General features: G+C 70.1%; 17 protein-coding genes and 1 pseudogene. 6 read left to right on the plus strand and 12 right to left on the minus strand.

Going from position 1 to position 25,540, the window contains the following annotated elements:
• Nucleotides 1-617: 617 nt before the first annotated feature.
• Nucleotides 618-1,406 (minus strand): IS21-like element helper ATPase IstB, encoded by a 789-nt coding sequence (gene istB / locus WME85_RS32145; RefSeq protein WP_437826890.1) that lies wholly within the window; start codon nt 1,404-1,406, stop codon nt 618-620.
• Nucleotides 1,403-2,890: an IS21 family transposase gene (gene istA / locus WME85_RS32150; protein WP_437826892.1), complete on the minus strand. Its 1,488-nt coding sequence runs from the start codon at nt 2,888-2,890 to the stop codon at nt 1,403-1,405. Before istA ends, istB begins: the two co-directional genes overlap by 4 nt.
• A gap of 187 nt (nt 2,891-3,077) precedes the next feature.
• On the opposite strand from istA, the gene WME85_RS32155 reads away from it, so the two are divergent.
• The 4 genes from WME85_RS32155 (at nt 3,078) to WME85_RS32170 (ending at nt 5,315) form a co-directional block, all read left to right on the plus strand.
• Nucleotides 3,078-3,407 (plus strand): helix-turn-helix domain-containing protein, encoded by a 330-nt coding sequence (locus WME85_RS32155; protein ID WP_437826894.1) that lies wholly within the window; start codon nt 3,078-3,080, stop codon nt 3,405-3,407.
• Complete coding sequence (locus tag WME85_RS32160) at nt 3,302-4,210, plus strand: IS630 family transposase (protein ID WP_437842383.1); 909 nt, start codon at nt 3,302-3,304, stop codon at nt 4,208-4,210. The genes WME85_RS32155 and WME85_RS32160 overlap by 106 nt, the downstream gene beginning before the upstream one ends.
• A gap of 424 nt (nt 4,211-4,634) precedes the next feature.
• The gene (locus tag WME85_RS32165) at nt 4,635-4,982 is read left to right on the plus strand and encodes a hypothetical protein (protein WP_437826895.1); all 348 of its coding nucleotides are present in this window, start codon (nt 4,635-4,637) and stop codon (nt 4,980-4,982) included.
• 63 nt (nt 4,983-5,045) lie between these two features.
• Nucleotides 5,046-5,315, plus strand: coding sequence for a response regulator (locus tag WME85_RS32170; RefSeq protein ID WP_437842407.1), 270 nt, complete (start codon nt 5,046-5,048; stop codon nt 5,313-5,315).
• 73 nt (nt 5,316-5,388) lie between these two features.
• On the opposite strand, the gene WME85_RS32175 is transcribed toward WME85_RS32170, so the two are convergent.
• The 3 genes and pseudogenes from WME85_RS32175 to WME85_RS32185 all read right to left on the minus strand — a co-directional run.
• Nucleotides 5,389-7,110 carry a hypothetical protein gene (locus tag WME85_RS32175; RefSeq protein WP_437826897.1) on the minus strand — a complete coding sequence of 574 codons (1,722 nt, stop codon included), beginning with the start codon at nt 7,108-7,110 and terminating at the stop codon, nt 5,389-5,391.
• Nucleotides 7,111-7,404: 294 nt separating this feature from the next.
• A complete protein-coding gene (locus WME85_RS32180) occupies nt 7,405-8,853 on the minus strand; it encodes an SPRY domain-containing protein (RefSeq protein WP_437826899.1) in 1,449 nt (482 codons plus the stop codon).
• 2,311 nt (nt 8,854-11,164) lie between these two features.
• Nucleotides 11,165-11,469: pseudogene (locus WME85_RS32185) on the minus strand (hypothetical protein); the annotation flags it as partial.
• A gap of 412 nt (nt 11,470-11,881) precedes the next feature.
• Here WME85_RS32185 and WME85_RS32190 point away from each other — a divergent pair.
• Complete coding sequence (locus tag WME85_RS32190) at nt 11,882-14,023, plus strand: DUF6055 domain-containing protein (protein ID WP_437826901.1); 2,142 nt, start codon at nt 11,882-11,884, stop codon at nt 14,021-14,023.
• A 142-nt stretch (nt 14,024-14,165) separates the two neighbouring features.
• Here the strand turns inward: WME85_RS32190 and valS are convergent, their stop codons facing one another.
• From valS to WME85_RS32220, 6 genes are all read right to left on the minus strand, one after another.
• Nucleotides 14,166-16,868 carry a valine--tRNA ligase gene (gene valS, locus WME85_RS32195; protein WP_437826902.1) on the minus strand — a complete coding sequence of 901 codons (2,703 nt, stop codon included), beginning with the start codon at nt 16,866-16,868 and terminating at the stop codon, nt 14,166-14,168.
• A 164-nt stretch (nt 16,869-17,032) separates the two neighbouring features.
• Nucleotides 17,033-17,779, minus strand: coding sequence for a ferredoxin--NADP reductase (locus tag WME85_RS32200; RefSeq protein ID WP_437826904.1), 747 nt, complete (start codon nt 17,777-17,779; stop codon nt 17,033-17,035).
• A 272-nt stretch (nt 17,780-18,051) separates the two neighbouring features.
• Entirely contained in the window at nt 18,052-18,258 is a 207-nt protein-coding gene (locus WME85_RS32205; RefSeq protein WP_437826906.1) for a hypothetical protein, read from the minus strand.
• A 790-nt stretch (nt 18,259-19,048) separates the two neighbouring features.
• On the minus strand, nt 19,049-19,762 hold the full coding sequence (locus WME85_RS32210) for a hypothetical protein (RefSeq protein WP_437826908.1): 714 nt from the start codon (nt 19,760-19,762) through the stop codon (nt 19,049-19,051).
• A 161-nt stretch (nt 19,763-19,923) separates the two neighbouring features.
• The gene (locus tag WME85_RS32215; protein WP_437826910.1) at nt 19,924-21,015 is read right to left on the minus strand and encodes a lipase family protein; all 1,092 of its coding nucleotides are present in this window, start codon (nt 21,013-21,015) and stop codon (nt 19,924-19,926) included.
• Nucleotides 21,016-21,412: 397 nt separating this feature from the next.
• Nucleotides 21,413-21,652, minus strand: coding sequence for a ComEA family DNA-binding protein (locus WME85_RS32220; protein WP_437826912.1), 240 nt, complete (start codon nt 21,650-21,652; stop codon nt 21,413-21,415).
• A gap of 414 nt (nt 21,653-22,066) precedes the next feature.
• On the opposite strand from WME85_RS32220, the gene WME85_RS32225 reads away from it, so the two are divergent.
• Nucleotides 22,067-24,133 carry a hypothetical protein gene (locus WME85_RS32225; protein WP_437826914.1) on the plus strand — a complete coding sequence of 689 codons (2,067 nt, stop codon included), beginning with the start codon at nt 22,067-22,069 and terminating at the stop codon, nt 24,131-24,133.
• A gap of 80 nt (nt 24,134-24,213) precedes the next feature.
• Here WME85_RS32225 and WME85_RS32230 read toward each other — a convergent pair whose 3' ends face one another.
• Nucleotides 24,214-25,533: a flavohemoglobin expression-modulating QEGLA motif protein gene (locus WME85_RS32230; protein ID WP_437826916.1), complete on the minus strand. Its 1,320-nt coding sequence runs from the start codon at nt 25,531-25,533 to the stop codon at nt 24,214-24,216.
• Nucleotides 25,534-25,540: the final 7 nt, after the last annotated feature.

Genomic DNA, 25,540 nt, shown 5'->3' on the forward strand with positions numbered 1-25,540 from the left:
GGCGGTGGTGACGGCGCGCTGTGACGGCCGCGCGCGGGGCGCCGCACGCCGTCGCTCGCGCGGCCACGCCGCCCGCGAGCGCGGCCCCTCGCGGCGGCCTGCGCGATCAGCGACGACGACGCGCTAGTGATCGACGTCAACTACTCTTGCCGGTCAGCGACAACTATTTCTGCCGGTTGCGGCCAGGTCCTTCCTCTCGCCGTTCCGCTCCGCCCCTCGGGATCCCGTTCGCGTAGTTGTCGTCACCTCCGCCGTAATTGTCGTCGTGTTCCCCGTCCTGCTTCCGCCGCTCCCTCGCGCGCTCGCTCCTCGCGTAGTTGTCGTCACCTCCGCCGTAGTTGTCGTTCCGCCCGCATCCCGTTCCTTCGCGCCCACGCCATCGAGGCCTCGGCCGTGAGCCCGCCGTGGCGACGCGGTGCCCCGACGCGCTCCCGCGTCCCCGGGCCCGTCACTGCGTGCCGAGGCCGTTCCCTTCCCCCGTCCTCCTTCCGCTCTCTCGCCGTCCATGCCTCTCGCGCCCACGCCATCGACACCGCGGCCGCGCGTCCGCAGCGGCGATGCGGTGCCCCGACGCGCCCCGCGCCCCACCCCCTCGCAGCGCACCGTCGCCGCCTCCCTCATCCGTCGTCCTCGCTGTTCCTCTTGCCTGCGTTGCGCTTCTTCGCTTCCTCCGCCCGCACGCTTTTGCGCTCGATCTCGATGATCGTCGCGTGATGCACGAGCCTGTCGATCGCGGCCGCTGTCGCCATCGGCGTCTTGAAGATCCGGTCCCACTCGCTGAAGACCAGGTTGCTGGTGATGATCAGACTCCGGCGCTCATACCTCTCGGCCATCAACGTGAAGAGCACCTCCGCCTCGTCCGCGGTCTGCTGCACGTAGCCCAGGTCGTCGAGCAGGATGGCGTCGAAGACGTCCAGCGCCCGCAGCGCCCGTGGCAAGCTCAGGTCGCGCCGGGCTGCCAAAAGCTGCTGCACCAGCTGGTAGGTCGGCGTGAACAGCACGCTCCTGCCCGCGTCCACCAGCGCGTGGCCGAGCGCGCAGGCCAGATGGCTCTTGCCCACGCCGGGCATGCCGAAGAGCAGCACGTTGCCGGCGTGATCCACGAAGTCGCCCCGTGATAGCTCCTGCACCCGCAGCAGCGCCGACTGCGGCACGCGCGTCTTGTCGAGTGTGTCAAACGTCTTGCCCGGCGGAAGCTTCGAGGCGCGCCGCAGCCGGTCGGTGCGCCGCTCCTTGCGCCCCGCGGCCTCGAGCTCCAGCACCTCGGCGACGATGCCGAGCGCCTCGCCGTGCCCACCAGCGACCAGCCTTCGCACCAGCTCGCCGGCCGCCGTGGGCAACTTCCACTCCGACAAGAGCGCCGTGATCCGCGCGCCCATCTCGGGCGTGTACGTCGCGGCGCTCATGACCCACCTCCGGCCGCGAGCAGCGCGTCGTACTGGCCCAGGTCGGGCGCGCCGATGCGCAGCGCCGGTATCGCCGGCGTCTCCGGCTGCGCCAGCGCCTTGACCGCCGCGTAGTCGAACGCTTCGCCGCGCTCGAGCAACGCCGAGAGCGCCTGTTCCACCGCGCGCTCACCCGTGCTCGCCGCCAGGTGCAGCACGCGCACGTACTCCACGTCCGCGCGATCGCCGCGGCGCTCGCGGAGAGCGTCGTAGGCCTGCCGGAACACCAGCGACGGGAACAGATCCTCGCGGTAGCGATACGCCGCGAACGCCCCCGGCTTCCGCACCAGCGACCAGACCACGTGGCGGTAGTCGATGCGATGCGCGCACTCGCCGCGCACCCGCGGCATCGTCTCGACCACCTTGCCGGCGTACCGGACCTCGACGGCATCGGCGAATAGCCGTGCCTCCACTTCATGCCCGATGAGCCGCGAAGGCACCGAGTAGATCCGGCCCGCGACCGGGATGGTGCTCCACTTGCGGACCGTAACGACCACGCGCGTGTACTCGGGCACGCGGCACGAGGGCAGCGGCTTGAGCGCGGCGCGCTCCTCGGCGAGGAGCGCCTCACGGCCCTTGTGAAACTTCTCCTCGACGACGCGCCCGACAAATGCCATGTAGGCCTCGACGGTCGGGAAGTCGCGGCTGCCTCGCAACAAGAGCGCCTGAGCGAGCGCGCTTTTGAGCAGGTGATGTGCCTTCTCTACGATTCCATTCTCATGCGACTCGCCGGGCTGGATGCGCGAGGCCTGGAAGCCGTAGTGCTCGACCACCTCGGCGAACCGCCGGGTCAACGTGCGCCCGCCCGTTTTCACCAGCTCGTGGGTCGCCGCTGACAGGTTGTCCTGACGGATCCTGTCGGGCACCCCGCCGAGCGCCCACAGCCCGCCCTGCAGGCCTTTGACGAGCGCCTCGAAGGTCTCGCCGAACGCGAGCTCGACGAAGCGCCAGCCGCTGTAGGCGAGCACGAGCTGGAAGAACAGGTGCACGAAGAGCACGCCGGCGATGGTGACGTCGAGCTCCGTGGCGTGCGTGAAGTCCATCGACGCCATGCGCGCCGGCGTGTGCTCCTGCGGGAAGTAGACTTCTTTCTCCGGCCCGTGCTGCGCGCGCCACTCCCGTACGCGCCGCTGGAGCGTGCGTAGCTGTCCGGGCTCGAACACGCCGGGCTTTCTGCGCACAAGGTCGTCGAAGATCGTCTTCGCCTCCAGCTTGCCCTCCTTGTCCGCGACCAGCAGCGGCTCGACCTCCGTCGCCCAGATCTCCGCGAACGGGTCCGGTCGCGTGCGCCACGCCCGCGGCTGCTTCGTCTCCGAAGGCAGCGGCCCGCGCTGCCACGTCCGCGCCGTCCTCTCGCTCATCCCGGCGGCCGCCGCAGCCGCCTCCAACGTCTTGCCTTCCATCCGCTTCTTCCTCAGCACGCGGACCTGCCTGTCGCTGACCATCCGGGCTCCTCGAGCCCCGGCACCCGGCCGGAGCCCTCCGCTCCGCACCGTCGCACAGGCCGTCCGCACGGCCGCCACCACCGGCAAATCTAGTTGTCGTCAGGCGGCAGAAGTAATTGTCGCTGATCAGCTAGTTCCGGCCGCCAGAAATTTGGCCGTAGATGCCGGGCTCCGCTAGCCCGGGAGCATGATCAATCCCGCACCCTGGGCAGGCCGATCGCACCCGGGGCCGCGCACCGTGCCGCTCGCGCTGTCGGAAGACCAGCGCACGACGGTGGAGGCGGCCCTGCGTCCGGACAAGACGGAAAAGCGCATCGTGCGGCGGGGCGAGGCGTTGCTGCTGATGGCCGACGGCGTAACGCCGGGCGATGTCGCCAAGATTCTCGGCGTCCATCCCCGGACCGTTCAGCGCTGGCGTGCGCGGTTTCGCGGTCCGGCTCCGGAGAGCAAGCTTGCGGATGCCCCGCGGTCAGGGCGTCCGCCCTCTCTCTCTCGGCCGCCGACTGTGCGCGGGTAGAAGCCGAGGCCTGTCGTCCACCAAAGGACGCGGGGGTTCCCGTCACGCAATGGTCCTGCGCTCTGCTGAGCGCGCAGGTGCTGCGCAACGGGATCGAGGCGAGCGAGTCGTCGGTCCGGCGCATCTTGCGCCGGGCGGCCCTGCAGCCCCACCGGCAAAAAATGTGGCTAACGTCGCAGGACGACGAGTTCCGCGACAAGCGCGACGACGTGCTGCACGTCTACTACGACACGCCGACCGATGAGCACATCATCTGCCTCGATGAAAAGACCGGCATGCAAGCCCTCGAACGCCGTTACGCCGATCTGCCGATGCGACCAGGGCAGCCGGTGCGTCGGGAGTTCGAGTACATCCGCCACGGCACGCTGACCTTGATGGGCGCGTTCGACGTCCGTCGGGGCAAGCTGTTCGGCTTCGTCTCCGAAGACCACAACAGCCTGACGTTCGTGGACCTGCTCAACGTCGTCGATGCCTGCTACCCCGAAGGCGACGGCCACATTATCTGCGACAACCTGTCCGCGCATGACACGGACGACGTGCTCGACTGGTTCGACGAACACCCTCGGTGGAAGCGCCACTTCACGCCCAAGCACGCCTCGTGGCTGAACCAGATCGAGTGCGCCTTCTCGATCCTGCACGCGCGCGTTCTTGCTCGTGGTTCCTTCGTTTCCAAGGACGAGCTTCGTGAGGCGCTCTACGCCTACATGCTCTGGCATAACCAGACCGACCAGCCCTTTCACTGGACCTACCGGCCGGCGTCCTGGTCCACGAACCGCGGCAGAACTTCAGGCGGGCGGAACTAGCGCTCACGCGCCTGGAGCCGCACGACGTCGCGCTCGCGTCCGCGCCGGCCGCGAGCACCGCACGTCGCGGCGCCATCGGCGGGCTGCCACGAGACCGGCTACGGATCGTCCGATGGGGCTCCGCAGGCCCCGCAGCCCCGACCATCCCGCGGCCCCCGCCACTGCTCGAGGGCTTCGCCGCGGTGGTGTTGCGCAGGTGCACAGGCGGCTACGCGGTGGGAGTGTTCATCAGCCAACTGGTTGGCGAACAGTCTCCGCCGGAAAACCGCGGCACCACGAGCCATTTCTCTTGACCAATCACCGACGTGTTGCGACGAGCGTCGACCTCCACGGCCACCCCGCCGAGCTGGCTGCGCCAACCCGGTGGACATCGACTCACTCCCGGTGCGTCATGGCGAAGAGCCACAGGAGGCAGACGGCACAGATGGAGGCGAAAACTCTGAACATCATCCTCGTGGAAGACGACGAGGACGACGTGATGGGCGTGCAGCGAGCGCTTCGAGGGATTACGGCGGCGTTTTCGTTGTGGATCGCCCACGACGGCGTCGAGGCGCTTGCCTTGCTGCGGGGCGACCAGGTGCCGGCGAAGCGGCGCTTGATGTTGGTGAGCTCGTACTTGCGCGGAAACTCGGTGAAGAAAATCGGTGAAGTCGGCCCACCGCGCAGTCAGCATCCGGGAGTGCTCGCGCGGGTCAAGGGTGCGCTCGCTACGCGAGCCGGCTGCGCCGCCCTTGACCCACGCTCCGCCCTCCCGGGGCGGAACCTCGGGTGATGGGCAAGCGGGCCTCCGACGGGGGCTCCGAGCCGCGGGTGGAGCTCAAAATCCCGCGCTCAAATTTCCGCGGTTTCCGATGCACGTCGACACTTGGTTCTGCTCGATCTGGTGATGCCCCGAATGAGCGGCATGGAACTGCTGCGGCAGGTGCGTGCCGACCCCGCGCTCAAGAGCATGCTGGTTTTGGTGCTGACGAGCTCTACGGACGAGCGCGACAAGGATGAGGCCTATCGCCTTAACGTGGCCGGTTACCTGCTCATCGCTCTACACGCTCGGTCCACTCCACCCTCGTCGCCATCTCTTCCTCCTTCGTTGCGATGGAACAGGTAGCCGGCTCCGCACGGAGGATCACGATGGCGTTGGTCGGGAGCTTACGGCGTCTCACCCGCGCGCGGCGACCGCGTCAGGGCGCGGCGCAAACCGAGGCGCCCGACCAGCCCGCGCCGTATTCGAGCGACGGGGACCCATCGGTCGCGCGGCAGAACCCTACGCTGCCCAGATCAAAGTGGCAGCAGCGTGCCCCGGCGATGCGTTCGCAAAAGGCTTGGCATTCGACGGGGTCGTCGCTGTTGTTCATACTCTGCTCGGCCAGCACGTTGCCGTCGCAGCCGATGTCTTCTTCGCCGCCCGAACCGCGACCGGCGGGGACGCCGCAAGCCCCGGGTGCGGGCGAGGGGGTGCTCGAGCAGGCGCCGCCAGCGTAGCAGCTGCTGCCATCGCCGCAATCGCGACCCCCGCTCTGCGCCACGCCGTCGGTCAGGAACCAACTCCCGTCGCCGTAAAGGTGGTACATGCAGCACGAGCCCGCGACGCCCGCGCTGGCGCAACGCCGCCCCGCCTCTTCGGGGTCATCGAAGTTGTCCATGCTGCCCGAGGCGAGAACGTTGCCCGTGCAGCTCGTCGCCGGGGCGTTCCAGCGGCCCACTTGGCACGTGAGCCCCGCCGGAGGCGACGTCGCCGCGCCGCAAGCCGCGGCCCCTGTCGACCAATCGCTACCGTCGTCAGCGAGGGGCGCGCCGTCGGTCGCGCGGCACGTGTCCCGGCCGAACGTGGCCTCGCAGCAGCGGGCGCCCTCGACGCCGTTGCAGAGGGCCTGGCAACCGGCGGCGCCGTCGGCGAGCGACAGCGGCCACTCGGCCAACGTAGCCCCGCTGCAGCCGCCGAACACGCCGCCGCCGGGCCCCGGCGGCACGGGCAGGTCGCAGCCGGCGCCTTCGGGGGCGGCTGGCGGGCAGGTCGATGTGCCCGAGTAGCTGGTGCCGAAGTCGAGCGAGGGCGCGCCGTTGGTCGCCCGGCAGAGCCCCTCGCTCTCGAAGTCGAAGTGACAGCACGTCGTGCCCTGCGTCGCCGAGCAGAAGGCTTGGCACTCGAAGGGGTCGTCGCTGTTGCTCATGCTCCGCTCGGCCAAGACCTCGCCGCTACAGCCGAGCTTGTTCGGAAAGGCCCAGGGCTGAGCGTATGGCACGCCGCAGGCGAGGGGGGGCGGCGGGGGCGGCGGGGAGGTGGCGCAGCCGAGCTGGACGCCGCAACGCAGGCGCGAGACCTGGTGCGACCACTCGGGCGTGACCGCGACGAAGCTGAAGGGCTCGCCGAGGTTGCCGCGGGCGAAGGCGGGCAGGCCTTCGAGCGGCAGGTTCGGCCCGGTCGAGCAGTCGGTGCAGCCGCCGCTGGTGATGTCGTCTTCGTTGGTCAGGGTGAAGGCGGCGTTGACCAGCTCGCAGTGGTCTTGGCCGTGCCCGGCCCAGTCGGCCGCCGCCGCGAAGGTCCCCTCGGGCGAGGCCGCGAGGTAGACGCGCGTCTCGTCGATCGCGCAGGTCGTCAGGCCCACCCAGAGGCCGAGCCCCGCGTCGTAGCGCACCCACTGATCGCCGAGGCATGTCTGCTCGTCGGGGTAGAGGGCGAAGGGCTTGGCCTCCCACGAGAAGCCACCGAACTCACACGCGGTGCCGGGGGCGACGCCCGCCAGCTTGCCGTCGGGCCCGGGCGGTGGCGTCGGCACGATCGGCGCAGCGCTCGTTTCGGCCCCGAACGGCACGTCGGTCGAGCCGCACGCGGCCGCGAGGGCGCCGATGGGGAAGGTGCAAGCAAAGACAGGAACGATTCGTTGAAGAAGAGAGATGTTCATTGTGGCGCTCCTTGTGGTGCTGCGTCGTGGAGGGTAAGACAAGTTAGTCCCATCCCGCAACGTCGACCCGCCGCCATCGCCCTTGGTCGAGCCCCCGTGGCGTGGCGATTGCCCCATATTGCAGCGCATTTCACGCACGGCAGCGCGCCGCGGGCACACGTTCGCCTCAACGCCCGCCGAGACCGGCGCCCCAAGAACCTCGGGTCATGCGGCGTCGAAGCTCGGGCTTCGCGCCCGCGCGATGGGCGGCGCTCGGTGGGTGTGAAGGCGCAAGTGAATGGAGGGGGACTTAGTTTAGTCGATCAGCGTGAAGGATCTGCCGTAGTAGCAGCCACCGAAGCTGCTCATCTCGAGTCCGGTGAGCGACTCCACGGACCGGACCAGCGCCTGGGTGTCAGAGCCGCCGGTCGAGGCTGGCCATTGGTGGCCACTGCCGAGCCATTCGCCGGACTCCACCAAGATGTAGCTCTGGACCGGGATCCCCGCGGGCGCGCTCACGGAGGAGAGCTCGACACTGGAGAGAATAATCCGGGAGATAGTCGCGCCCGAAGCGGCCGTTACGCGGAAGCGCACCGGTGCGTGGCTGGCGAGGGCGAGAACAATGTTGCCCTGCCGCTCTACATGAACGTCGACCTCTGCAGTGTTGTCTCCGTTGGACTGGTAAATTCCGATAATGTGCAGTTCGTCGCCGCCGATCTCCGAGGCGCCATAGCTGGTGAATTCCGAGTCGCAGGTGGCCGTCATCGGCGCTGGAGGCGCGGGCTCGCCCTCGGGACCGGGATCAACGCAATCCTCGCTTGCGTCAGCCTCTAGCCCCGCCGCGAATGGCGCATAGCCGGCTGGGGGAGGGTAGGCGAATGCCGCGCCGCCGAAGTTGACGGTCATGCCCGCTCCGTCGGAGAGATAGAACGCCGGGTAGTACGAGCCAGCGCCGGGCAGCACGATGACCTCCTTCCCGCCGGTACCCGCGGCCGGCTCTGCGCCGTCCATCCAGGCCCCATTCTTGCTGAAGAAGACGCGGCCCACGTCGAGATCGACAGCCACGCCCACCACGTCACCAGCGCCGTAGGGCTCGCCGCCGGAGGTGTCGAAGCTCTCATCGTAGCTCGACATCATTCCGCTCCTGTGGATGTACGCCCCCAGCCCGCTATCGCCATTACCGAGCGCCCATAAGTCGGCCGTTTGCACACCGATGATCGGGGAGTTCCACCCGGTGCTGTCGATGGCGACCTCGAAATACCAGCGCCCGCCTACATGGCTTGCACTGCCGCGCATGGTATCGCCGCTGCTGGAGGAACTCGCGGTGAGACCATCTTCCGAGATGTGGAGCGCACCGTGGACATCGATCTCCGGCATCAGGCGCATGTTGCAGGCCGCGGTAGCCGGGCTGTCCGGCGCGTGGCCCCCGCTGCCGTCGTTCTCGGCGCCCCCGCTGCCGTTGTTCTCGGCGCCCCCGCTGCCGTCGTTCTCGGCGCCCCCGCTGCCGTTGTTCTCGGCGCCCCCGCTGCCGTTGTTCTCGGCGCCCCCGCTGCCGTCGTTCTCGGCGCCCCCGCTGCCGTCGTTCTCGGCGCCCCCGCTGCCGTTGTTCTCGGCGCCCCCGCTGCCGTTGTTCTCGGCGCCCCCGCTGCCGTTGTTCTCGGCACCCCCGCTGCTGTCGTTCTCGGCGGCAACGATGGTGATGTCGCAGCCGAGGAGCAAGGACGCCGACACAACGGCGAAGAATAGTACCGCGCTATTACGCATAGGATCCTCCAAAGAGTCGTTGGGGCTAGTGCCTGACTAATTGTCAGCGCCAACGGCGATGCTATCCAGTACGACGGTCGCTCTCTACTAAAAAATCTACGCAGCAGTCCTAGTCGAGCTCATACTCAGTGTGAGCGATGTGTGAGCAACGAGCTCCGAGCAGTCATGACGGCTACTGCGTACGGAACCGAACCATGCAGTGCCACGATGTCTGAACCGCCACCACCCCGACCCATCTGCGGCCATCCCACGCTAAGCGCTCGTGCGGCCTATCCACGAGGAAGACGACAGCGCCCCATAGCGGCCGGACGTCTTTGGCGGCAACCTGCTCATCGGCAAGTCGATGCGGCTCCGCGAAAGCCACCTCCCGGCGGCGGTAGGCCTCACCCTGTGGGCACGAGTGCGCTCGCTCCTCTGGTACCGCCGGCAGCCCGAGGCGCCGACCGATCTACTCGTGCGCGCCCCGGGCCGCCAGGTGACCTCCGATGGCGGCGGCCCGGCTCGACTACATACCGCCACATACAGCGACCCAGCGCGCCGCCTACCGCCACAGGCAATCATCTTACTGTTCAGTGCGAGGAGGAGGCCGCGCGGCGGCCGTTTAGCGGTGCGGGATGTTCGTCAACCATGTGTGTAGCGCCCGAAACTGGACGGCCACGACAAACCGCCCACCTACCCCCCGCAGAGACTTAACGCTAGGGCGCAGTCGCCCACGGTCCCCGGTGACAACAGCTCATCTGATGAGCTCGTCATATCGGTCCGCTTGATCCGTCCGAACTCATCGACAACGCCCCGGAGTGATAGGGGCGAAGCAGGCGAATAGCCGAACGCGGCAATGGCTCTGAAGGGGCGCCGAGGACTACGGATTGCGCGGCGTCCAGCGGAGCGCGCGCTGATGGCCCCGGGTACAGAGCCCAATCCCTTCCGTCCTGGTAGCATTCGACCAGTTCGTTACCGCCGTTTTACAAATCGACTATGAGCACTAAAGCCCCGTTGAGTCCGCCTAAAAGGTGTTGACACGAGATCACGCCAAGTGATAGATCCCGCTTTGCTAATGAATGCTCTGCAGCCGAGCGGCGCGCCACAGACGCGAGCTCATCAGACCAAAGGAGGTAGAGATGAATAGGCATATGCGTTACGCAATCGGCCTTGCATCGTCTGTAATATTCGCGGCTTGCATCGGAGCGCCAGCCGATGAGGATGCCTCCGCCAACCATGAGGCGGATACAGTCGCGGAGGAAGTTGGCACCGCACAAGAGGCGCTTACCTGGTACTGCGAGGGGTGGAATGGCCGCGGCTACCCATATCAATACTGTATAACTCGCTGCCAATTTCACAATAAGCGCGAAGGTGTCGGCTCCGACGATTGGATCGATTATGGGGAGTGCAATTCGCGAGCTGAGTCCTTCTGCCAGTCTAAAGGATGGGGAACTCACTATGATGCATGCTGGGGCTGGTACAGCGATTGAGTGAAACGGCTCTTGCTGGCAACGCCTCCGCAGCTCGCCTCCCGTTGCATGCGGCTGCTCCCGTGAGCCCGGTCCCTCGGTCTGCCGGCCTTCGCGCCAGCTTGCGCCCGCATCGTCAGTCCGCGATGTCCCCGCAAGTTTCCCAGTTTGCGCCGCCAATAGCGCATCGGACGACCCAGCGAGTAGTCGCGATCAAAGCTGAGGGGCCGCGCTGCCGCTCCAGGGCGGCGGAGCCTGAGGAGCTCGCCGCGACGCGCGGGGGGGCGATGATGGGCCGCGCTGCCGCTCCGGGAGGCGGAAGGATCCCCCGCCGAAGGATCCCTCCGCCCATCGCCCGTGAAGCTTCACTGGCGTCGGCGCAGCGAGGGCAGATAGCCGAAGAGCGGCACGGCGCCGCGCGCAGCCGCATCGCGGCGAGCACGGCGAGTACCGCGAGGGAGCGATCTTGCCCGACGCGAGCACGGTGGGCACGCTGCTGTGCTCGATGGGCCGGCGTCCTACGCGCTCGGGTGTGATCGCTGGACGTCGTCACATTCCGGCTCCCACCTGATCGGCAACAGGGGCATGCGCTTCCGCCGCGCAGGTGCCGTACCAGCGGGCGTGCTCCTGCGGCGTAAGTGGGCGGGCCCATCGAGCACTGCCCTGGCCCGTGCCCCCGCGGGAGCGGCGCTCCGAAGCCGCGCCGGTGACGCCTCGCATCATCCAGGACCGGTTTGCCGCGCCCCCAGGGTCCACGTGGCCGCCCTTCGCCCTACCTGCCAGCGTTCGCCATCACTGCTGCCGGCATAGCATCCAACTATCCGAAATCATAGTAGATTATTTCTGCGTCTCCGAATTGTTTTACCCTTGCAGAACGTCTCCCCGAAGACGCTCGCCGCGCGCAGGACGCGCCGCTCCTCGATCCCCAGCGCCTCGAGCCGCGCCTGCACCATCGCGAGCGCCGTCTCGGGCATCTCTCGCCCCTGCCCTCGGCGACCGCGCGGATCTGCTCCTCCAGCACGAAGGCGTTGCCCTCGGCGCGCGCGAGGAGCGCTTCCACCTGCTCGTCCCCCACGGCGTCGGCGAGCACTTCCCGCACCAGCCGCTCGCTCGCACGCCGCGGCAGCGGCGCAAGGCGGATCCGGAGCCCGTGACGCTCGCTCCACAGCGTCGCGCACGCTCGATCGCTGCAGCACCTTGAGCGCGACCGCGTCCCCCGATAGCCGGTCGCGCGCACGGTAGACGTCGCCCATCCCGCCGGAGCCGGCGAGCACCTCGATCTCGAACCGATCCTCGACCAGGTCCAGCGCGTGCATCGCCACCCTCAGGTACTTCGCACGAGCCCTCGGGCGCGTGTCCTCACGCGGGCGGTGCCGCGGTAATTCCGGTAAAGCAAGGCAGGACCCAGGACACGAGATACCAAGAAACCATAGGCAGTTCCATGCTCCGGATGTCGGGTCCTCCTCCAAGCGCCGGACCGCCGGGCCTCCGGACCTCGGCGGCCTCAACACATCGAGGGTCCGACCCGCGAGGCCATGATTTCTTTTGCCTGGCCCACGCGCACAGAACGACAATGCAGCATGCGCAACCAGGCTCATGATCCACGGGCGGAGCACGGTCACGCCGCCCCGGAGCGCCCCGGCGGCTCGGGCTCGTTCCACGCGCCAGCGGGCGCCCGGCACACCCTCCGCGCGCCGCGGGAGCGGCGGCGCGCGACAGGCCTTCTGCTCCTCGTCAGCGGGCTCCTCGCCGCGTGCGGTCAGGCGGCGGAGGAGCGCGCGCCCGAGCCGACATCGGGCAGCGGCGGCGCGGCCGCTACCTCAGGCGCCGCCGGCACGGGGGGCAGCGCCGCGAACACCGGAGGCTCGACGGGCAGCACGGCGCCCCCGGACGGCGCGACGACCGGCACAGGCGGCAGCGACAGCCCCGGCGCCTGCCAGGACGGCACGACGACCACGGCCTGGGCGACGAGCTGCCAGAGCACCCCGGTGAGCTGCGCCGCGGGCACCTGGACCGCGCCGCGCGACGGCGGCGAGACGCGCGCGCCGCTGCGCCACGAGTCCGAGCACTTCGCCTTCTACTGGCCAGAGAGCACCGAGATCACGCTGGACCAGGCGCGCGCGGCGGCGGACACCCTCGAGAGCATCTGGGACGCCTACTTCGGCAGCCCCATCTTCTTCCCCGAGCCGTACTGCAGCTCGGAAGACAAGTGGAAGGCCGCGGTCCACTTCGACAACAGCTTTCCGCTCTGGGGCGGCGGCTGGACCCGCGACGGCATCAGCTACATGGGGATGTGGATCGGCCCCGGCGCCGCCAGGGATCGCTGGGGGCTCGCCCACGAGTTCATGCACGGCGTGCAGTCGACGACGCAGGCATTCCCGGAGTGCGGCGGAGACGGCTGCTGGATCTTCGAGAGCCACGCGAACTGGATGCCGCACCAGATCTGGCGAGACGAGGTGCACTGCTCGGAGATGCTGGTGAACATGCCGCACCTCTATTACGGCAACACACGCGACCGTTACTGCAACTGGCAGTTCTTCGAGTTCCTGAAGGACAGGCACTGCTACAGCGCCGTAAACGACATGTGGGCCCATCAGGCGCCGAGCGGCCAGCGCGACCCGTGGCAGAAGCTCATGCTGAGCCAGGGCTGGGACATCGAGCAGCTCAACGACCTGTTCGGCGAGTGGGCGATGCACAACATCACCTGGGACTACCGGGACCCGCCGCCCGCCGACGCCGGCGACCAGTCGAGCGTGTACCGCCGGGCCTACGGCTCGATCGAGCCCGACCTGACGGCGAGAGGGCGCACGGAGCGGCGGCTCAGGCTCACGGAGCTCGAGGCGCTCGGCGCGGACTGGGCGCAGGATCGCCGCTTCGTCTCGCCGTACCATTGGGCGCCGCAGCGGTGGGGCTACAACGTCGCGCGCCTGCACCCCGAGCCGGACGCGGCCAGCGTGCGGGTCGTGTTCCGGGGCGTCACGCAGGAAGGCGCCAGCTCCGGCTGGCGCTGGGGCCTCGTGGCCACGGATCCGGAGCTGACCACGGCGCGCTACAGCCCGCTGCAGCGAGGGACCGACGGTGAGCTGAGCTTCTGCGTCAGCCCGGGCGAGAACCTCTACCTGGTCGTTGTCGCGACGCCGACCGAATACAAGAAGCTGGTCTGGACGAATCCATCCGACGGCCCGACGTACCCGTCCATCCATCGCTATCCCTACATGGTGGAGCTCGACGGCGCCTGGCCCGCCGGGTTCCGGGACGGTCAGATCGAGGCGTGTCCCTCGGGCACGGAGAGGCACGAGAACGGCGGCGGCTGCGCGCCCTCGGGCACGCCGGCGAGCGTCCATGTCGGTCCCTACGCCAGGATCATCGGCGGCGAGGTGAGCGGAGACGTCCGCGTCGAGGACCACGCGACGATCGTCAACGGCACCGTCACCGGCGGGCGGATCGGCGCGCTCAGCCTGGTCGGGCAAGGCGGAGCGGGCATCCAGGCGCGCGGGTTCGACGTGAGCGGCTCGGCGGTCGTACAGACGACGTTCTATCCGCTCGCCTGGTTCGGCAACGGCCAGTCCGTCTCGGGCACGGCGCGGCTGCTCGGGGACGTCGAGTTCGTCGCCTCGTCGAAGTCGAGCAATACGCACTACGGCTTCGTCTCCGACGACTGGGGTGGGGTCCAGTCCGCGACCGAGGTGACGGTCGCCCCGCCGTACGCCTGGAGGCCCTGAAGAAGCGCCGGTCGCGCCCGCGGCCCCGCCGGTGTCGCCGGCCGGGGCCGCTATGCCCGCGGCCCCGCCGGCCAGGGCCGCTATGCCCGCGGCCCCGCCGGCGTCGCCGACCAGGGCCGCTGACGAAGCGCGCGCGCCCGGCCTACTCCGTGGCCGCCGCCTCCGCCGCGCCGGCCGCCGCGCCCGCCGGCGCGGACTCCACGTCGCAGCGGACCACCTCGACCTCGCCGTCCGCCAGCCCGGGCCGCTCCACGAGCTCGTGCGCGCCCGCGCGCACCGCCGAGAGCACGTCCCCGAGCGCCGGCCGCAGCCGCGCCAGCGTCGCGGCGTTCGCCCCGAGCGCGAGGTGCGTCACCACCCGCCCGACGCTCACGCCGAGCTCGCTCTTGCGCTTGTTCACCGCCGCCATCGCCGCCGCCGCCAGATCCAGCAGCCCGGCGTCCGCGGGCGCCGCGACGTCCGCGAAATCCGCCGCCGCCGGCCAGGCGGCGCGGTGGATCGAGGGCTGGCCCGTCTCCCCGGCGTACACCCAGCGCCAGACCTCGTCGGTGATGTACGGCAGCACCGGCGCGAACAGCCGCAGCAGCACCGAGAGCCCGAGCCGCAGCGCCGCCACCGCGGAGCCGCGCGCCGCCTCGCCAGCGCCAGCCTCGCCGCGCGCGCGCGCCTTCGCGAGCTCCAGGTAAGCATCGGTGAACCAGCGCCAGAAGAACTCCTCGGTGCGCTCGAGCGCCGCCGCGAACTCGTGCTCGTCGAACGAGCGCGACGCCGCCTCCACCACCGCCGAGAGCTTGTGCACGAACGCCCGGTCGAGCTCCTCCGAGATCGGGTGGACCTCCGCGGACTGGCTGAGCACGTACTTGCCAGCGTTCCAGACCTTCGTGACGAGGCGCTTGCCGATCTTCAGCACCTTCTCGTCAAAGGCCGTGTCCGTGCCGAGCCGCGCGCTCGCCGACCAGTAGCGGACCGCGTCGGACGAGTACGTGTCGAGCAGGTGCATGGGCGTGACGACATTGCCCTTGCTCTTCGACATCTTCTTGCGATCGGGATCGAGGATCCACCCCGAGATCGCGATGTGGCGCCACGGGACCGACGACTCGTGCAGCATCGCCTTCGCGATCGTGTAGAACGCCCACGTCCTGATGATGTCGTGCGCCTGCGGGCGCAGATCGGCCGGGAACAGCCGCGCGTGGCGCCCCGGATCGTCGCCCCAGTGCGAGCTGATCTGCGGGGTGAGCGAGCTCGTGAACCACGTGTCGAACACGTCGCTCTCCGCCGTGAAGCCGCCGGGCTTGTCGCGCTGCGACGCCTCGTAGCCGGGCGGCACGTCGACCGTCGGGTCGACCGGGAGCATCTCGCGCGTCGCGAGCAGCGGCCGGCTGTGATCGGGGTTGCCCTCGGCGTCGAGCGGGTACCAGACAGGGAACTGCACGCCGAAGTAGCGCTGGCGGCTGATGCACCAGTCGCCCTGCAGCCCCTCGGTCCAGTTGCGGTACCGGAGGCGCATGAAATCCGGGTGCCACTGGATCTTGTCGCCGTACTCGAGGAGCTCGGCCTTCTTGTCGGAGAGCCGGACGAACCACTGCCGCGTGGGCACGAACTCGAGCGGCTGGTCGCCCTTCTCGAAGAACTTCACCGCGCGCTCGATCGGCTTCGGCTCGCCCCGGAGCGCCGGGCCGGCGCCGGGGGCGGCCGCGTGCTCGTCGCGGCGGAGGAGCTCGACCACGGCCGCGCGCGCCTGCTTCACGCCCTTGCCCTGGAGCGGCGCGTACGCGGCGTTGGCGGCGGCCGCGTCGCGGCTCTGCCAGTCGCCCTCGCCGAACGTCACCGGCAGGACACGGCCGTTCTTGCCGAGCATCTGCCGGAGCGGGAGCTTCTGCTCCCGCCACCAGATCACGTCGGTCGCGTCGCCGAAGGTACAGACCATCAGGATGCCCGTCCCCTTCTCGCGATCGACCAGCGTGCTCGGGAAGATCGGCACCGGGGCGCGGAAGATCGGCGTGAGCGCCGTCTTGCCGAAGAGGTGCTCGTAGCGCGGGTCGTCCGGGTGCGCCGTGACGCCGACGCAGGCCGCGAGCAGCTCCGGGCGCGTCGTGGCGATGACGAGCTGCTCGCCCGTCCCCTCCACCGCGAACGCGATGTCGTGGAACGCGCCGGACTGCGGGCGATCCTCGACCTCGGCCTGGGCGACCGCGGTCTGGAAATCGACGTCCCACATCGTGGGCGCGAAGACCGAGTAGAGGTGGCCCTTCTCGTGCAGATCCAGGAACGAGAGCTGCGCCGTCCGGCGGCAGTGATCATCGATGGTGGCGTACTCGTACTGCCAGTCGACCGAGAGGCCGACACGGCGGAAGAGCGCCTTGAACACCTGCTCGTCCTCCCGCGTGACCTTGTGGCAGAGCTCGATGAAGTTGGGCCGCGACACGATGCGCGGCGGCTCCTTCTTGAGCGCCTCCGGCGCCGCCTGCGGCAAGGTGAGGCCGCGCTCGTACGGCGTGCGCACGTCCGTGCGGACGTGGAAGTAGTTCTGCACGCGCCGCTCGGTGGGCAGGCCGTTGTCGTCCCAGCCCATCGGATAGAAGATGTTGAGCCCGCGCATGCGGCGCTGCCGGACGACGACGTCCGTGTGCGTGTAGCTGAAGACGTGGCCGATGTGCAGCGAGCCCGAGGCGGTCGGCGGGGGCGTGTCGACCACGAAGGTCTCCTCGCGCGGGCGCGACGGGTCGTAACGGTACGTCCCCTCGGCCTCCCACGCGTCGGCCAGGCGCTGCTCGGCGACGGGCGAGTCGAAGTGCTTCGGGAGCGTCGCGGGATCGATGGTGCGGAACGTCTTCTTGGTCGTCACGTGGTCACCTGCGGAACAGACCCCGCAGGTACCTCCCGCGGGGAGGGCATCCTACGTCGTACCCAGGGTGCCGCTCAAGGCGCGGCGCGTCGATCGACCGCGATCCGCGGTCGGAGATCCGCGGCCGGAGATCCGCGGGCCGCGCCCCGCCAGAGGCCGGCGGCTCAGTCGTAGCGCTCGACGTGGACGTGCTTGCGGGGCGCACCGAGCTCGCCGCGGGCGAGCTCACGCACGGACGACACCATCCGATCGAGGCCGCAGATGAAGACGTGCGGGGCCGGGTCGCCGCTCCTCGCCGCGAGCTCGCGGTAGAGCTCGGGCACGTGCTCCTGCACGTAGCCGCGGCGGCCGGACCAGGAGGGCCCGCCGCGCGAGAGCGTGATCTCGTAGCGGATCCGGTCGGAGCCGCGCGCGAGCGCCTCGAGCTCGTCGCGGTAGATGACGTCCTCCTCGAAGCGCGCGCCGAAGAGGATCCACAGGTGGGGCGCGGAGAGGCCGTGGGCGACGGAGCGCAGGGAGGCGTGCAGCATGCTCCGGAGCGGCGTGACGCCGGTGCCGGTGGCGACGAACAGGGAAGGCGCGGGATCCCCGGGATCCCGGGTGAAGAGCCCGTGCGGGCCGATGGCGCGGAGCGCGGCGCCGGGCTCGAGCCGGTGCAGGTACTCCGAGCCGGCGCCGCCCTCCACGAGCGTGACCGCCAGATCGAAGCGGGGAGAGCCGTCGGGGGCGGAGGCGATCGAGTAGGCGCGCTTCACCTCGCCGGCCTCGAGCGGGAGGACGAGGTTGACCCACTGTCCCGCCTCGAACCGGAACGCCTGGCCGTCGGCGCGCTCGAACGAGAGCTCGCGCACGAAGGGGCTGAGAGGCCGGGCGGCGACGAGGCGGGCTTCAAACGGTTCGGCGTGGATCATGGTCGGGCTTCCGCGGAGACGAGGCGGCGGGGCCGCGCGGCCGGGGGCTGCGGGGCCGCGCGGCCGGGGGCTGCGCAGGCGGTGAGGTCTTACCGCAGCCTTCGCCTCGGCCCAATCACGATCGGCGCGGGGGGGAGCGCGGGCGGCGCGCCGTCGGAGGACGCGGAATCGCGGAAGTCCCGGCCTCCCGACCCCGCGCCGCCGGCGTGCGCCGCCGGGCCGCCGGGCCGCGGCCCGCGCTCCGCGATCCGGCGGCGCGCGCTGCCCGGGGACTATCGCTGCACGCCCATGCGGCGGCGCTGCGGGATGTTCACCGTCGGCCGGCCGCGATCCATGCCGGGGAGCCGGCGCGGCGGGCGGGGCTCCCGGTCGATCGGCTTCGACCCCGGGAGCTGCCCTCTCGGCGGCGGGCGCCGCACGGTCGTCCTCGTCGAACCCAGCTCCAGGTGGCCAGCGGGGAGATGCGTATTTGGCTGCATAGGACCCTCCTGTCGATCGATCGCCTCGATCATCTCGATCTTCACCACGGCAGAAACAGCGCCAGCGCTGAACGAAACCCTCGAAGAACCGGCTCTCATACACCCTCCATTCATCGTCCACCCCCGAATTGCGGGCACACCGATGCCATGGCCGCTGACGCAGGAGGCCTCTCCCGGCGGCTCGACTGGCGCTCTCTCGACGCACCTCACCCCTCGTCGCGACGGGACAGCCCGACTCGCCGCGCGCTCCTGCGGAGACGCCTCAGCGCCTCTCCGTCAGGAGAGATGACGAGTCCAGCCGTCGCGCCACGAGCCAGCGGCCCGGCGCTTCGAGCGAGCGACCAGCGAGCGCGGGGCAGCGCGCCGCCAGGAGAGATGCCATGAGATCAAGGATCTCCTGGCAAACCTCTCCAGCGACCTCCAGCGCCTCGGGCGCGTTCGCTCGTCGGCCCCGCTCCGTCCCCACAGCGCACGACGCGAGCTCGCGCGGGGGTCCGCGGGTCGCTGTCGTGGCTGCTCACACGCCGCAGCACAGGGGCGCCGTGCCAACCTGGGCAACAGGCGATCAGCCCTGAGGGCCGCGGGACAGAGCGGTGGTTTTAGCGCGCGATGAGCATGGTCGACGCGGGCGACGCGTCGAGACGGACACTAGCATCCAGTCGGGCGCTTGCAAAGTGTTTTTGGCTCCGGGGTTGTGGAGGAGGGCTGTCTTCTGCCATGCATCGTCGCCGACCGGCACGGCCGGCGCGTCGACGTGAGCCGCTTTCCGGTCGGCGCGCGGCGCCGCCGCTCAGAAGGCGACGCGCAGCCCCACCGCCAGCGGGCCTGCTCCGGGCGACGCACCGACGGCGCCTGGACCGACGAGGAGGCGCGCCGCGACAGGCGCGCTCGGCTCGACGTCTGTCCTTACGCGCTTCTTGCCGATGACGTAGAGCGGCACGCCGACGGCGACCCCGGCCACCCCTCCGATCGCGGTGGCGAGCACCACCCTCTGGCTCTCGCGGCGCTGCGCGCCGACGTCGTCGCGGTGCGCCACGACCAGCACCATGCCGCCGAGGAGGGCGACACCTCCGAGGCTCGCGAGGACGAGCCCCGAGACCATCATGACATCGCTGTTCCGCTCCGTCGTCCGCTCCTCGAAGTCGCGGAACCCCCGCTCCGTCGCCTCGATCTCCAGCGCGATGCGGCGCCGCTCCTCCTCGGCGCCGCGCGCCTCCGCCAAGCGCGCCTGGCGCTCGAGCGCCGTGATGGTCGCCTGGTAGGCAGCCACCGTCTCCTCCCACGTGGCCCCCGGCGGCAGACCCGCCACGGGCGGCGCGGCGGGCAGCGGGGGCGGCGCTGACGAGGGGGGCGCCGCGCGCTCCGGCGGCGTCTGCGCGGCCGCGCTCGACGCGACCGCCACGGCCGCGAGCGCCAGCGCCCCCGCGGCGAGACGAGCTCGCGCCGCCCGGCGGTGCGCCGAGGGCGCGTGCGGATGCGCGATGCAGGAACGGACCTCTTCCATCAGCGCAGCGTCATACATCAACAGCGCCAGGGGTCAATGCGCGCCTCTCTGCACTTCCGGAATGGAAGCAGCATCTTCGTGTGAAGCACATAGTGGACGCAGCGTCGACCTGTCGCGCCGCTCCCTTTCTCCAAGGGTCGCGACGCGGCGGAGAACCGCTCTCAGTCGAAGCGGAACCGGAAGATCGCTGGCTGGCTCGTGCCCTGCTGCGACGCCTCCACATAGTTGGCCGGCGAGTGGTCGCCCCAGGAGAAGGGCAGCGGGAGCCACCGGATGATGGGCAGCTGCTGCTTGACCCAGGCGAAGACGCCGACCGCCGTGCTCACGAGGAACGTGCGCGTCTGGCCCGCGACCTTGCTCTCATAGGTCCACCCCTCGCCCGTCGAGCGGTACGCCCTCCCGAAGTGAACGAAGCGCCCCGTCGAGAGCGGCGGCAGGCGCGGCACGATGTCGTTCGCATAGACGAAGCGAAAGAGCCTGTCGCCGAGGAGCTCTCCGGCCCTGGTGGCGAAGGCCGCGTCGCCGACCATCGGCTGCCCGAACGTGTACACCCCGCGGAGGAGCTGCCGGAGATCGCCGTACCTGCCGTCCGCGAACAGGCGCGCGGCGGTGAGGGCCGCCATCGCGGCGCCCAGGCTATGACCGGTGATGTAGAGCGCCTCCAGCTTGCCCGGCGCGGCGCCGGCGTCCGGGCTCGCCCCGGCGCCGGGGCGCGGGGACGCCTCGACGCCCGGGAGGACATCTCGGACGTTCTCGCCGCGCAGCGCCGCCGCGAGATACCTGTCGATGACCGACCACATGACGTCGACGTTGCGCGCGAAGCCGCCGTGGACCCGCCCGAGCGCAGAGAACCGCTGCGACGCGACGCTCGCGTCGGTCAGCCAGTTGAAGATGTTCCTCGGCTCCGTCCCCTTGATGCACAGGATGAGCAGCCGCCTGCACTTGCTCTGGATGAAGCACACGTCGCTCGCCACGAAGAGCGCGTTGTTCTCCACGCTGACCCGGGCGAAGTCCCAGTCGCCGTAGACGGCCATCGCCTTCTCCAGCGTGTCCAGGTCCGAGTACATCCACGCGGACGCCAGGGACAGGACCAGCGTGGCCTCGGGGTCCGGCTCGCGCATCGCCGGATCCACGCGCAAGAGCCGCTGGATCGTGCCCTCTTCGGCGGATGGGTCGGCCAGGGCAGCCGGCCTGGAGGCGGCCGTCGGCGCCAGGGCCTCCCGTGGCGGCGGAGCAACGATTGAATCGGTCATGAGCCCTCCCGTGATCGAGCGTCATCGAGCCGGACTGGCCTGCCAGGACGCAGCCTCGTACGAGCCGGGCTCGTGCGAGCCGGACAGGCGAGCACCCTGCGGCGAGCCCTGCGCGTGCTCTCGACAGGTCTACCGCCGGCGAGCGATCGGCGCCAGAGGCGCACCCTGCGCAAGCTGCGGAGCTGTCCGGCGAACAGGGCGAACCTCGCGACAAGGACGAAGCCGCCTCGCGACCGTGCTGAACAGAGCCGCCTCGACTCGCGCGCGACGACACGCAACCACGCAAGAGCAGCCCGCCGAAGCTGCGCGGCGGGGCCGCCCCGCGCGGATCGAGCCTGCGCGGCGTCCCGGGGGCGCGCGGCCGCCGAGGAAGGCACCAGGCCTCTCGCCCGCTGGATCACGCTTGCTTCGCAGGTCGGAACGGCGTGCTGGCCACGACCACGTGGAAGCCCGCGTCCTTCAGGCTCTCTATCGTCTCATCGCTGATGCCGGTCACCTGCTGGATCTCCTCCCAGCTGCTGAACCCTCCCAGCTCCTCGCGCCTCGCGAGGATCATCTGCGCGCGCTCCTCGCTCACCTGGAACGCCCGCTGCAGCTCCGCCGCGCTCGCCTTGTTGATGTCGTTGATCTCAGCCATTCGCCCCCCTCGCGCCGTGCTTCTCGCGGCCTCTGGCCGCCAGGAGCAGCCTTGTGCATCGTACCCGCGGTGGCGAGGGGCCCTCGCACGGCCGAACAGCAGATCCGCCGGAGCAGCCGAGCGACATCGGCGAAGGGCGTCGAGGTGAAGGGCATGCACGACGGGCGCGGGTACGCCTTCACCGGCGGTCGTGTCCCGCCCTCGACGACATGACCGTTCCCGCGCTGCGGAGCGTGAACCGCCGCCAGAGAAACAGTGTCACAGGAACTCGCTCACACTGGAAACCGCCGCACCTCGTGCGACCTGCCTATCGAAAATTATGCGCGCTCAAAAATAGGATGAAGGACGAACGTCCAGGACGGCATCCACGGATGCGTCGGCTCAACGGGCCGACTCAGCGAGCATTCGCTTCGAATGCTTCCAGGAGGTTTCATGGTCCTCGACCCGTCGTGCTTCGGATTGACCCTGCGCTCAAGAAGAGAGCCTCGCGCCGCCAGGGCGTGGCAGAGGGCGCGCCGCGCCGCGCTCCTGGCGCTCGCGCTGCCCACGATCTCCTGCGCGGCGAGCGATCCGATGGACGGCGCGCCAGACGACGTCGCGGAGGCCACCGGCGCCGACGCCCAGGCGCTCACGTCCCCTTTCCCGGTCGATCCGCGCAAGTCGCTCATCGTCACGGATACGGACATCGTGTCCGAGTTCACGCTGGAGGACGTGCTGCAGCAGCTCGTCGACCAGGCGAACGTCCCGGGCCTCACGCCGCTGAAGCTGTTTCGGCAGATGTTCGACACGTACAGGAAGGCCGGCGAAGGGCTGAGCCCGAGCCTCGGGCCGCACTGCGATGATGTCGTGCTCGCCAACCCGCCCCCGGCGCCGAAAGGCCCACCGCCCATCGTCCTTCCGGGCCTCATGACCGAGTCTCGCGACGGGTCCATCAACGGGTTCCCGGTCCAGTGCAGCCGGGCCGTCGGCCAGGAGGCCGACACAGACCCGCTCGCGGCGCCGCCGGACGACGGGTACCTGGCCACCACGCTCGTGAACCGCTTCGACCTTGCCAGCCCGACGGGCGCCGATTGCGGCGAGTACCGCGTCGTGTTCACGCGGCGTGGAGGGCACCCCACGCTGAACGGGGGCATGCGCAATTTCATCATCTTCGAGTCGCGGTTGCCCAACCCGAACCCGAGCCTGGGCCGCGAAGGCTGCCGCCCGATCGTCGAGTTCTGGCAGAGCCAGTCGGACCCTGCCAAGACCGTCCAGGACCGGGCGGCGGAGCTGCGGAGCTTCTATTTCGACGGGCTGCCCGGGTCCTCGCCCGTCATCCACATCGACCGCTTCGCCGCGGGCAGCGGCCAGATCCGCGTCAACGACTTCCTGCGGCCGTTTCCCTTCCAGCAGGACGAATGGGCGCTCCGGGAGTTCAAGCTCTCGCGCCAGTGCACCGGCGGCGCTTGCCAGCTGCTCGCGATCCCGACGCCCGTCGACGACAACCCGGCCGCGGCGCTCTTCGACCCCGCCTGGACCGATGCTCGAGCCGTCAGCTTTCGATCGTGGTTCGTCAACAACGCCGTGGAGTCGCTCGCCTCCGCCGGGGACATCAATCGGTTCGACTATCCCACGCTCGTGCCGGCCTCCTACGCCTCCGGGGAGGCGCTCTTGATCACCAACCAGAACAACTACCGGATCGCCCTCGGCCCCGAGCCGTCGACCTTCAGGAGCGACATCCAGCAGAAGCTCACCTCCATCGGCAGCCCGCTCACGCCGGAGCAGCTCCTGGCGCGCGCCCAGACGATCTCCTGCTCGGGGTGCCACCTGACCAAGAACGACGAGGAAGGCGGAAACGTCGAGGTCGGCCTCGACGCGCCGATCCCCTTCAACAACCTCCTCTTCACCCACACCTCCGAGTTGACGGAAGAGATCGAGGGCGAGCCGGGCAGGACGCGATTCCAGATCTCGAACCTGCTCAAGGAAAAGTTCCTCCCGTACCGCGAGCAGGTGATGAACGACTTCCTCTTCGGCAATCCGGTCCTCGGGTTCGAGAAGGCGAACCTGTGGACGTCCACCCAGGCTCAGCTCTCGCTCACCACGGGCTGGGTTACCGAGGGCATCCAGGCGCTCCGGATCAAGACGCCGAACGCGTGGAACCAGGTCAAGAGCGCGCCGTTCAGCACCGCGGGCCTCACGCCGGTGGGCAACAAGCTCACGCTCGACTTCTTCACATCGCCCGTCCAGCCCAACCCCTCATGGCTGGGGAGCCTGGTGGTGCTGATCTCTATCCCGTCCGCCGGCATCCATAACCAGTTCGTCGGGACGACCAACCTGAGCGCCGCCAACCAGAACGCGTTCGCGCCCGTCACGTTCACGCTCGCGGCGCCGACCGTGACCGCGCTGAACGCGTCGCCGAGCGACGTGTCGCTGACGATCGAGCTCAGCGTGAACCCGGGCTCGGGTCCGTACGTCGTGGACAACGTCCGGTTCACGAACTGACCGCAGTCCCTTCGCCGGCGCGCGCGCCCGTGCCGCGCGCCGTGTGAAGATCGGCGCGCCGCCCCCCCGCCCCCGGCCGCTCACCCCTCCGGCGGGCGGGGGCGGCGCCGCCTCCCCTCCCCCGCCGGCCGCGCCTCCGCGGCCACGCGGAGCAGCTCCTGGAAGTGCCGCTCCACGGGGCCGAGATCGATGCCGTCCATGAACGAGGTGAACGCGAAGTAGGGCAGGAGCGTCTGCCACGCGCGCAGCCAGCCCGGCAGGTAGCGCGGCCGCTCGAGCGCCCCGGCCGCGCGCAGCTCCGCGAGCACCGCGATGTCGTCGAGCGCGATCCGGCCGCACACGAGCAGCTCCACCTCGTCGCGCAGCCCGCCGCGCAGGACCGCGGCGAGGAAGGCGTAGACCTCGAGCAGCCCGGCCAGGTAGCAGGCGTCCTTGGTGAAGGGCGCGCCGCCCTCGCAGAGCCCGCCGCGGCAGACGCGCTGGGCGTCGAAGTAGGCGTCGCGGCGCTCGGCGCCGCGCTCGCGCAGGTGGCGGTAGAGGTCGAGGAAGCTCGCGCCCTGCTCGGCCATGTCCACGAGGCGCACCCGCTCGGCGAGCCGGGTGAGGCGGCCGATGGAGAGCGAGCGGCTGTACAGCTCGGCGAAGATGGCGAGCCCCTCCTGGGTGCGCGTGGTGCGGGGGCCGCCCGAGCGCAGGAACGAGAACCGCGCCTGCGCCGCGCCGTTGTGCGCGGTGAGCGCGTGCGTCTCGACCTCGTGGTGCCACAGCCCCTCGGCCTCCCACGACGCGAACGTGGCCTCCGGCCGGATGCGGATCCGGCTCATGCCGGCCACCACCTTGGCCGTGATGCGCGGGTCGAGCGCGATCTCGATGTGGAGCGGCGGCCTCCGCGCGGCGACGCGGGCGGCGAGCTGGTCCCGCAGCGCGGCGGCGTCGAGCGGCTCCTCCTCGGGATCGCTGGCCTCGTCCCAGCCGTGGATCTGAAGGCGCGCGGTGAGGTGCTCGGCGAGATCGATGTTCCGGAGCGCGCCCCCGAAGAACGGCGTGCGCGCGCCGCCGTAGAGCTCGCGCGAGCGCGCGGAGAACTCGCGCGTGCCGACGGCCTCGAGCAGCGCCGCGGCCTGGATCTGCGCGCGGACGTTGTCGCGCAGCCAGTCGAGCGCGGGCGCGTCGCCGTCGATCGACAGCAGCAGCTCGCGCAGCTCGGCGATGCGCCGGCCGAGCGCGTCGCGATCCACGCGGTACTCGACCTCGGGGAGGCGATCCTCGCCGGAGGCGAAGAAGCGCTCCTCCACCTCGCGCGGCCAGGCGATGTCGTCGAGCAGCTTGAGGGCCCTGGCCTCCGCCAGGCGGCCGCCCACCCTCTCGAGCTGCTCCAGCACGGCGCGGTCGATGCTCATGGATCGC

Origin of the sequence: Sorangium sp. So ce1153 (assembly GCF_051521595.1) — a bacterium.
GTDB lineage: Bacteria > Myxococcota_A > Polyangia > Polyangiales > Polyangiaceae > Sorangium.

What these genes read in the sequence shown, in the direction of transcription:
- WME85_RS32220 (WP_437826912.1), bottom strand. Translation starts at nt 21,652, where the DNA reads ATGGCTGAGATCAACGACATCAACAAGGCGAGCGCGGCGGAGCTGCAG.
- WME85_RS32205 (WP_437826906.1), bottom strand. Translation starts at nt 18,258, where the DNA reads ATGCAGCCAAATACGCATCTCCCCGCTGGCCACCTGGAGCTGGGTTCG.
- WME85_RS32180 (WP_437826899.1), bottom strand. Translation starts at nt 8,853, where the DNA reads ATGCGTAATAGCGCGGTACTATTCTTCGCCGTTGTGTCGGCGTCCTTG.
- WME85_RS32175 (WP_437826897.1), bottom strand. Translation starts at nt 7,110, where the DNA reads ATGAACATCTCTCTTCTTCAACGAATCGTTCCTGTCTTTGCTTGCACC.
- WME85_RS32155 (WP_437826894.1), top strand. Translation starts at nt 3,078, where the DNA reads ATGATCAATCCCGCACCCTGGGCAGGCCGATCGCACCCGGGGCCGCGC.
- istA (WP_437826892.1), bottom strand. Translation starts at nt 2,890, where the DNA reads ATGGTCAGCGACAGGCAGGTCCGCGTGCTGAGGAAGAAGCGGATGGAA.
- istB (WP_437826890.1), bottom strand. Translation starts at nt 1,406, where the DNA reads ATGAGCGCCGCGACGTACACGCCCGAGATGGGCGCGCGGATCACGGCG.
- WME85_RS32225 (WP_437826914.1), top strand. Translation starts at nt 22,067, where the DNA reads ATGCTTCCAGGAGGTTTCATGGTCCTCGACCCGTCGTGCTTCGGATTG.
- WME85_RS32165 (WP_437826895.1), top strand. Translation starts at nt 4,635, where the DNA reads ATGGAGGCGAAAACTCTGAACATCATCCTCGTGGAAGACGACGAGGAC.
- WME85_RS32200 (WP_437826904.1), bottom strand. Translation starts at nt 17,779, where the DNA reads ATGATCCACGCCGAACCGTTTGAAGCCCGCCTCGTCGCCGCCCGGCCT.
- WME85_RS32230 (WP_437826916.1), bottom strand. Translation starts at nt 25,533, where the DNA reads ATGAGCATCGACCGCGCCGTGCTGGAGCAGCTCGAGAGGGTGGGCGGC.
- WME85_RS32210 (WP_437826908.1), bottom strand. Translation starts at nt 19,762, where the DNA reads ATGGAAGAGGTCCGTTCCTGCATCGCGCATCCGCACGCGCCCTCGGCG.
- WME85_RS32190 (WP_437826901.1), top strand. Translation starts at nt 11,882, where the DNA reads ATGCGCAACCAGGCTCATGATCCACGGGCGGAGCACGGTCACGCCGCC.
- WME85_RS32215 (WP_437826910.1), bottom strand. Translation starts at nt 21,015, where the DNA reads ATGACCGATTCAATCGTTGCTCCGCCGCCACGGGAGGCCCTGGCGCCG.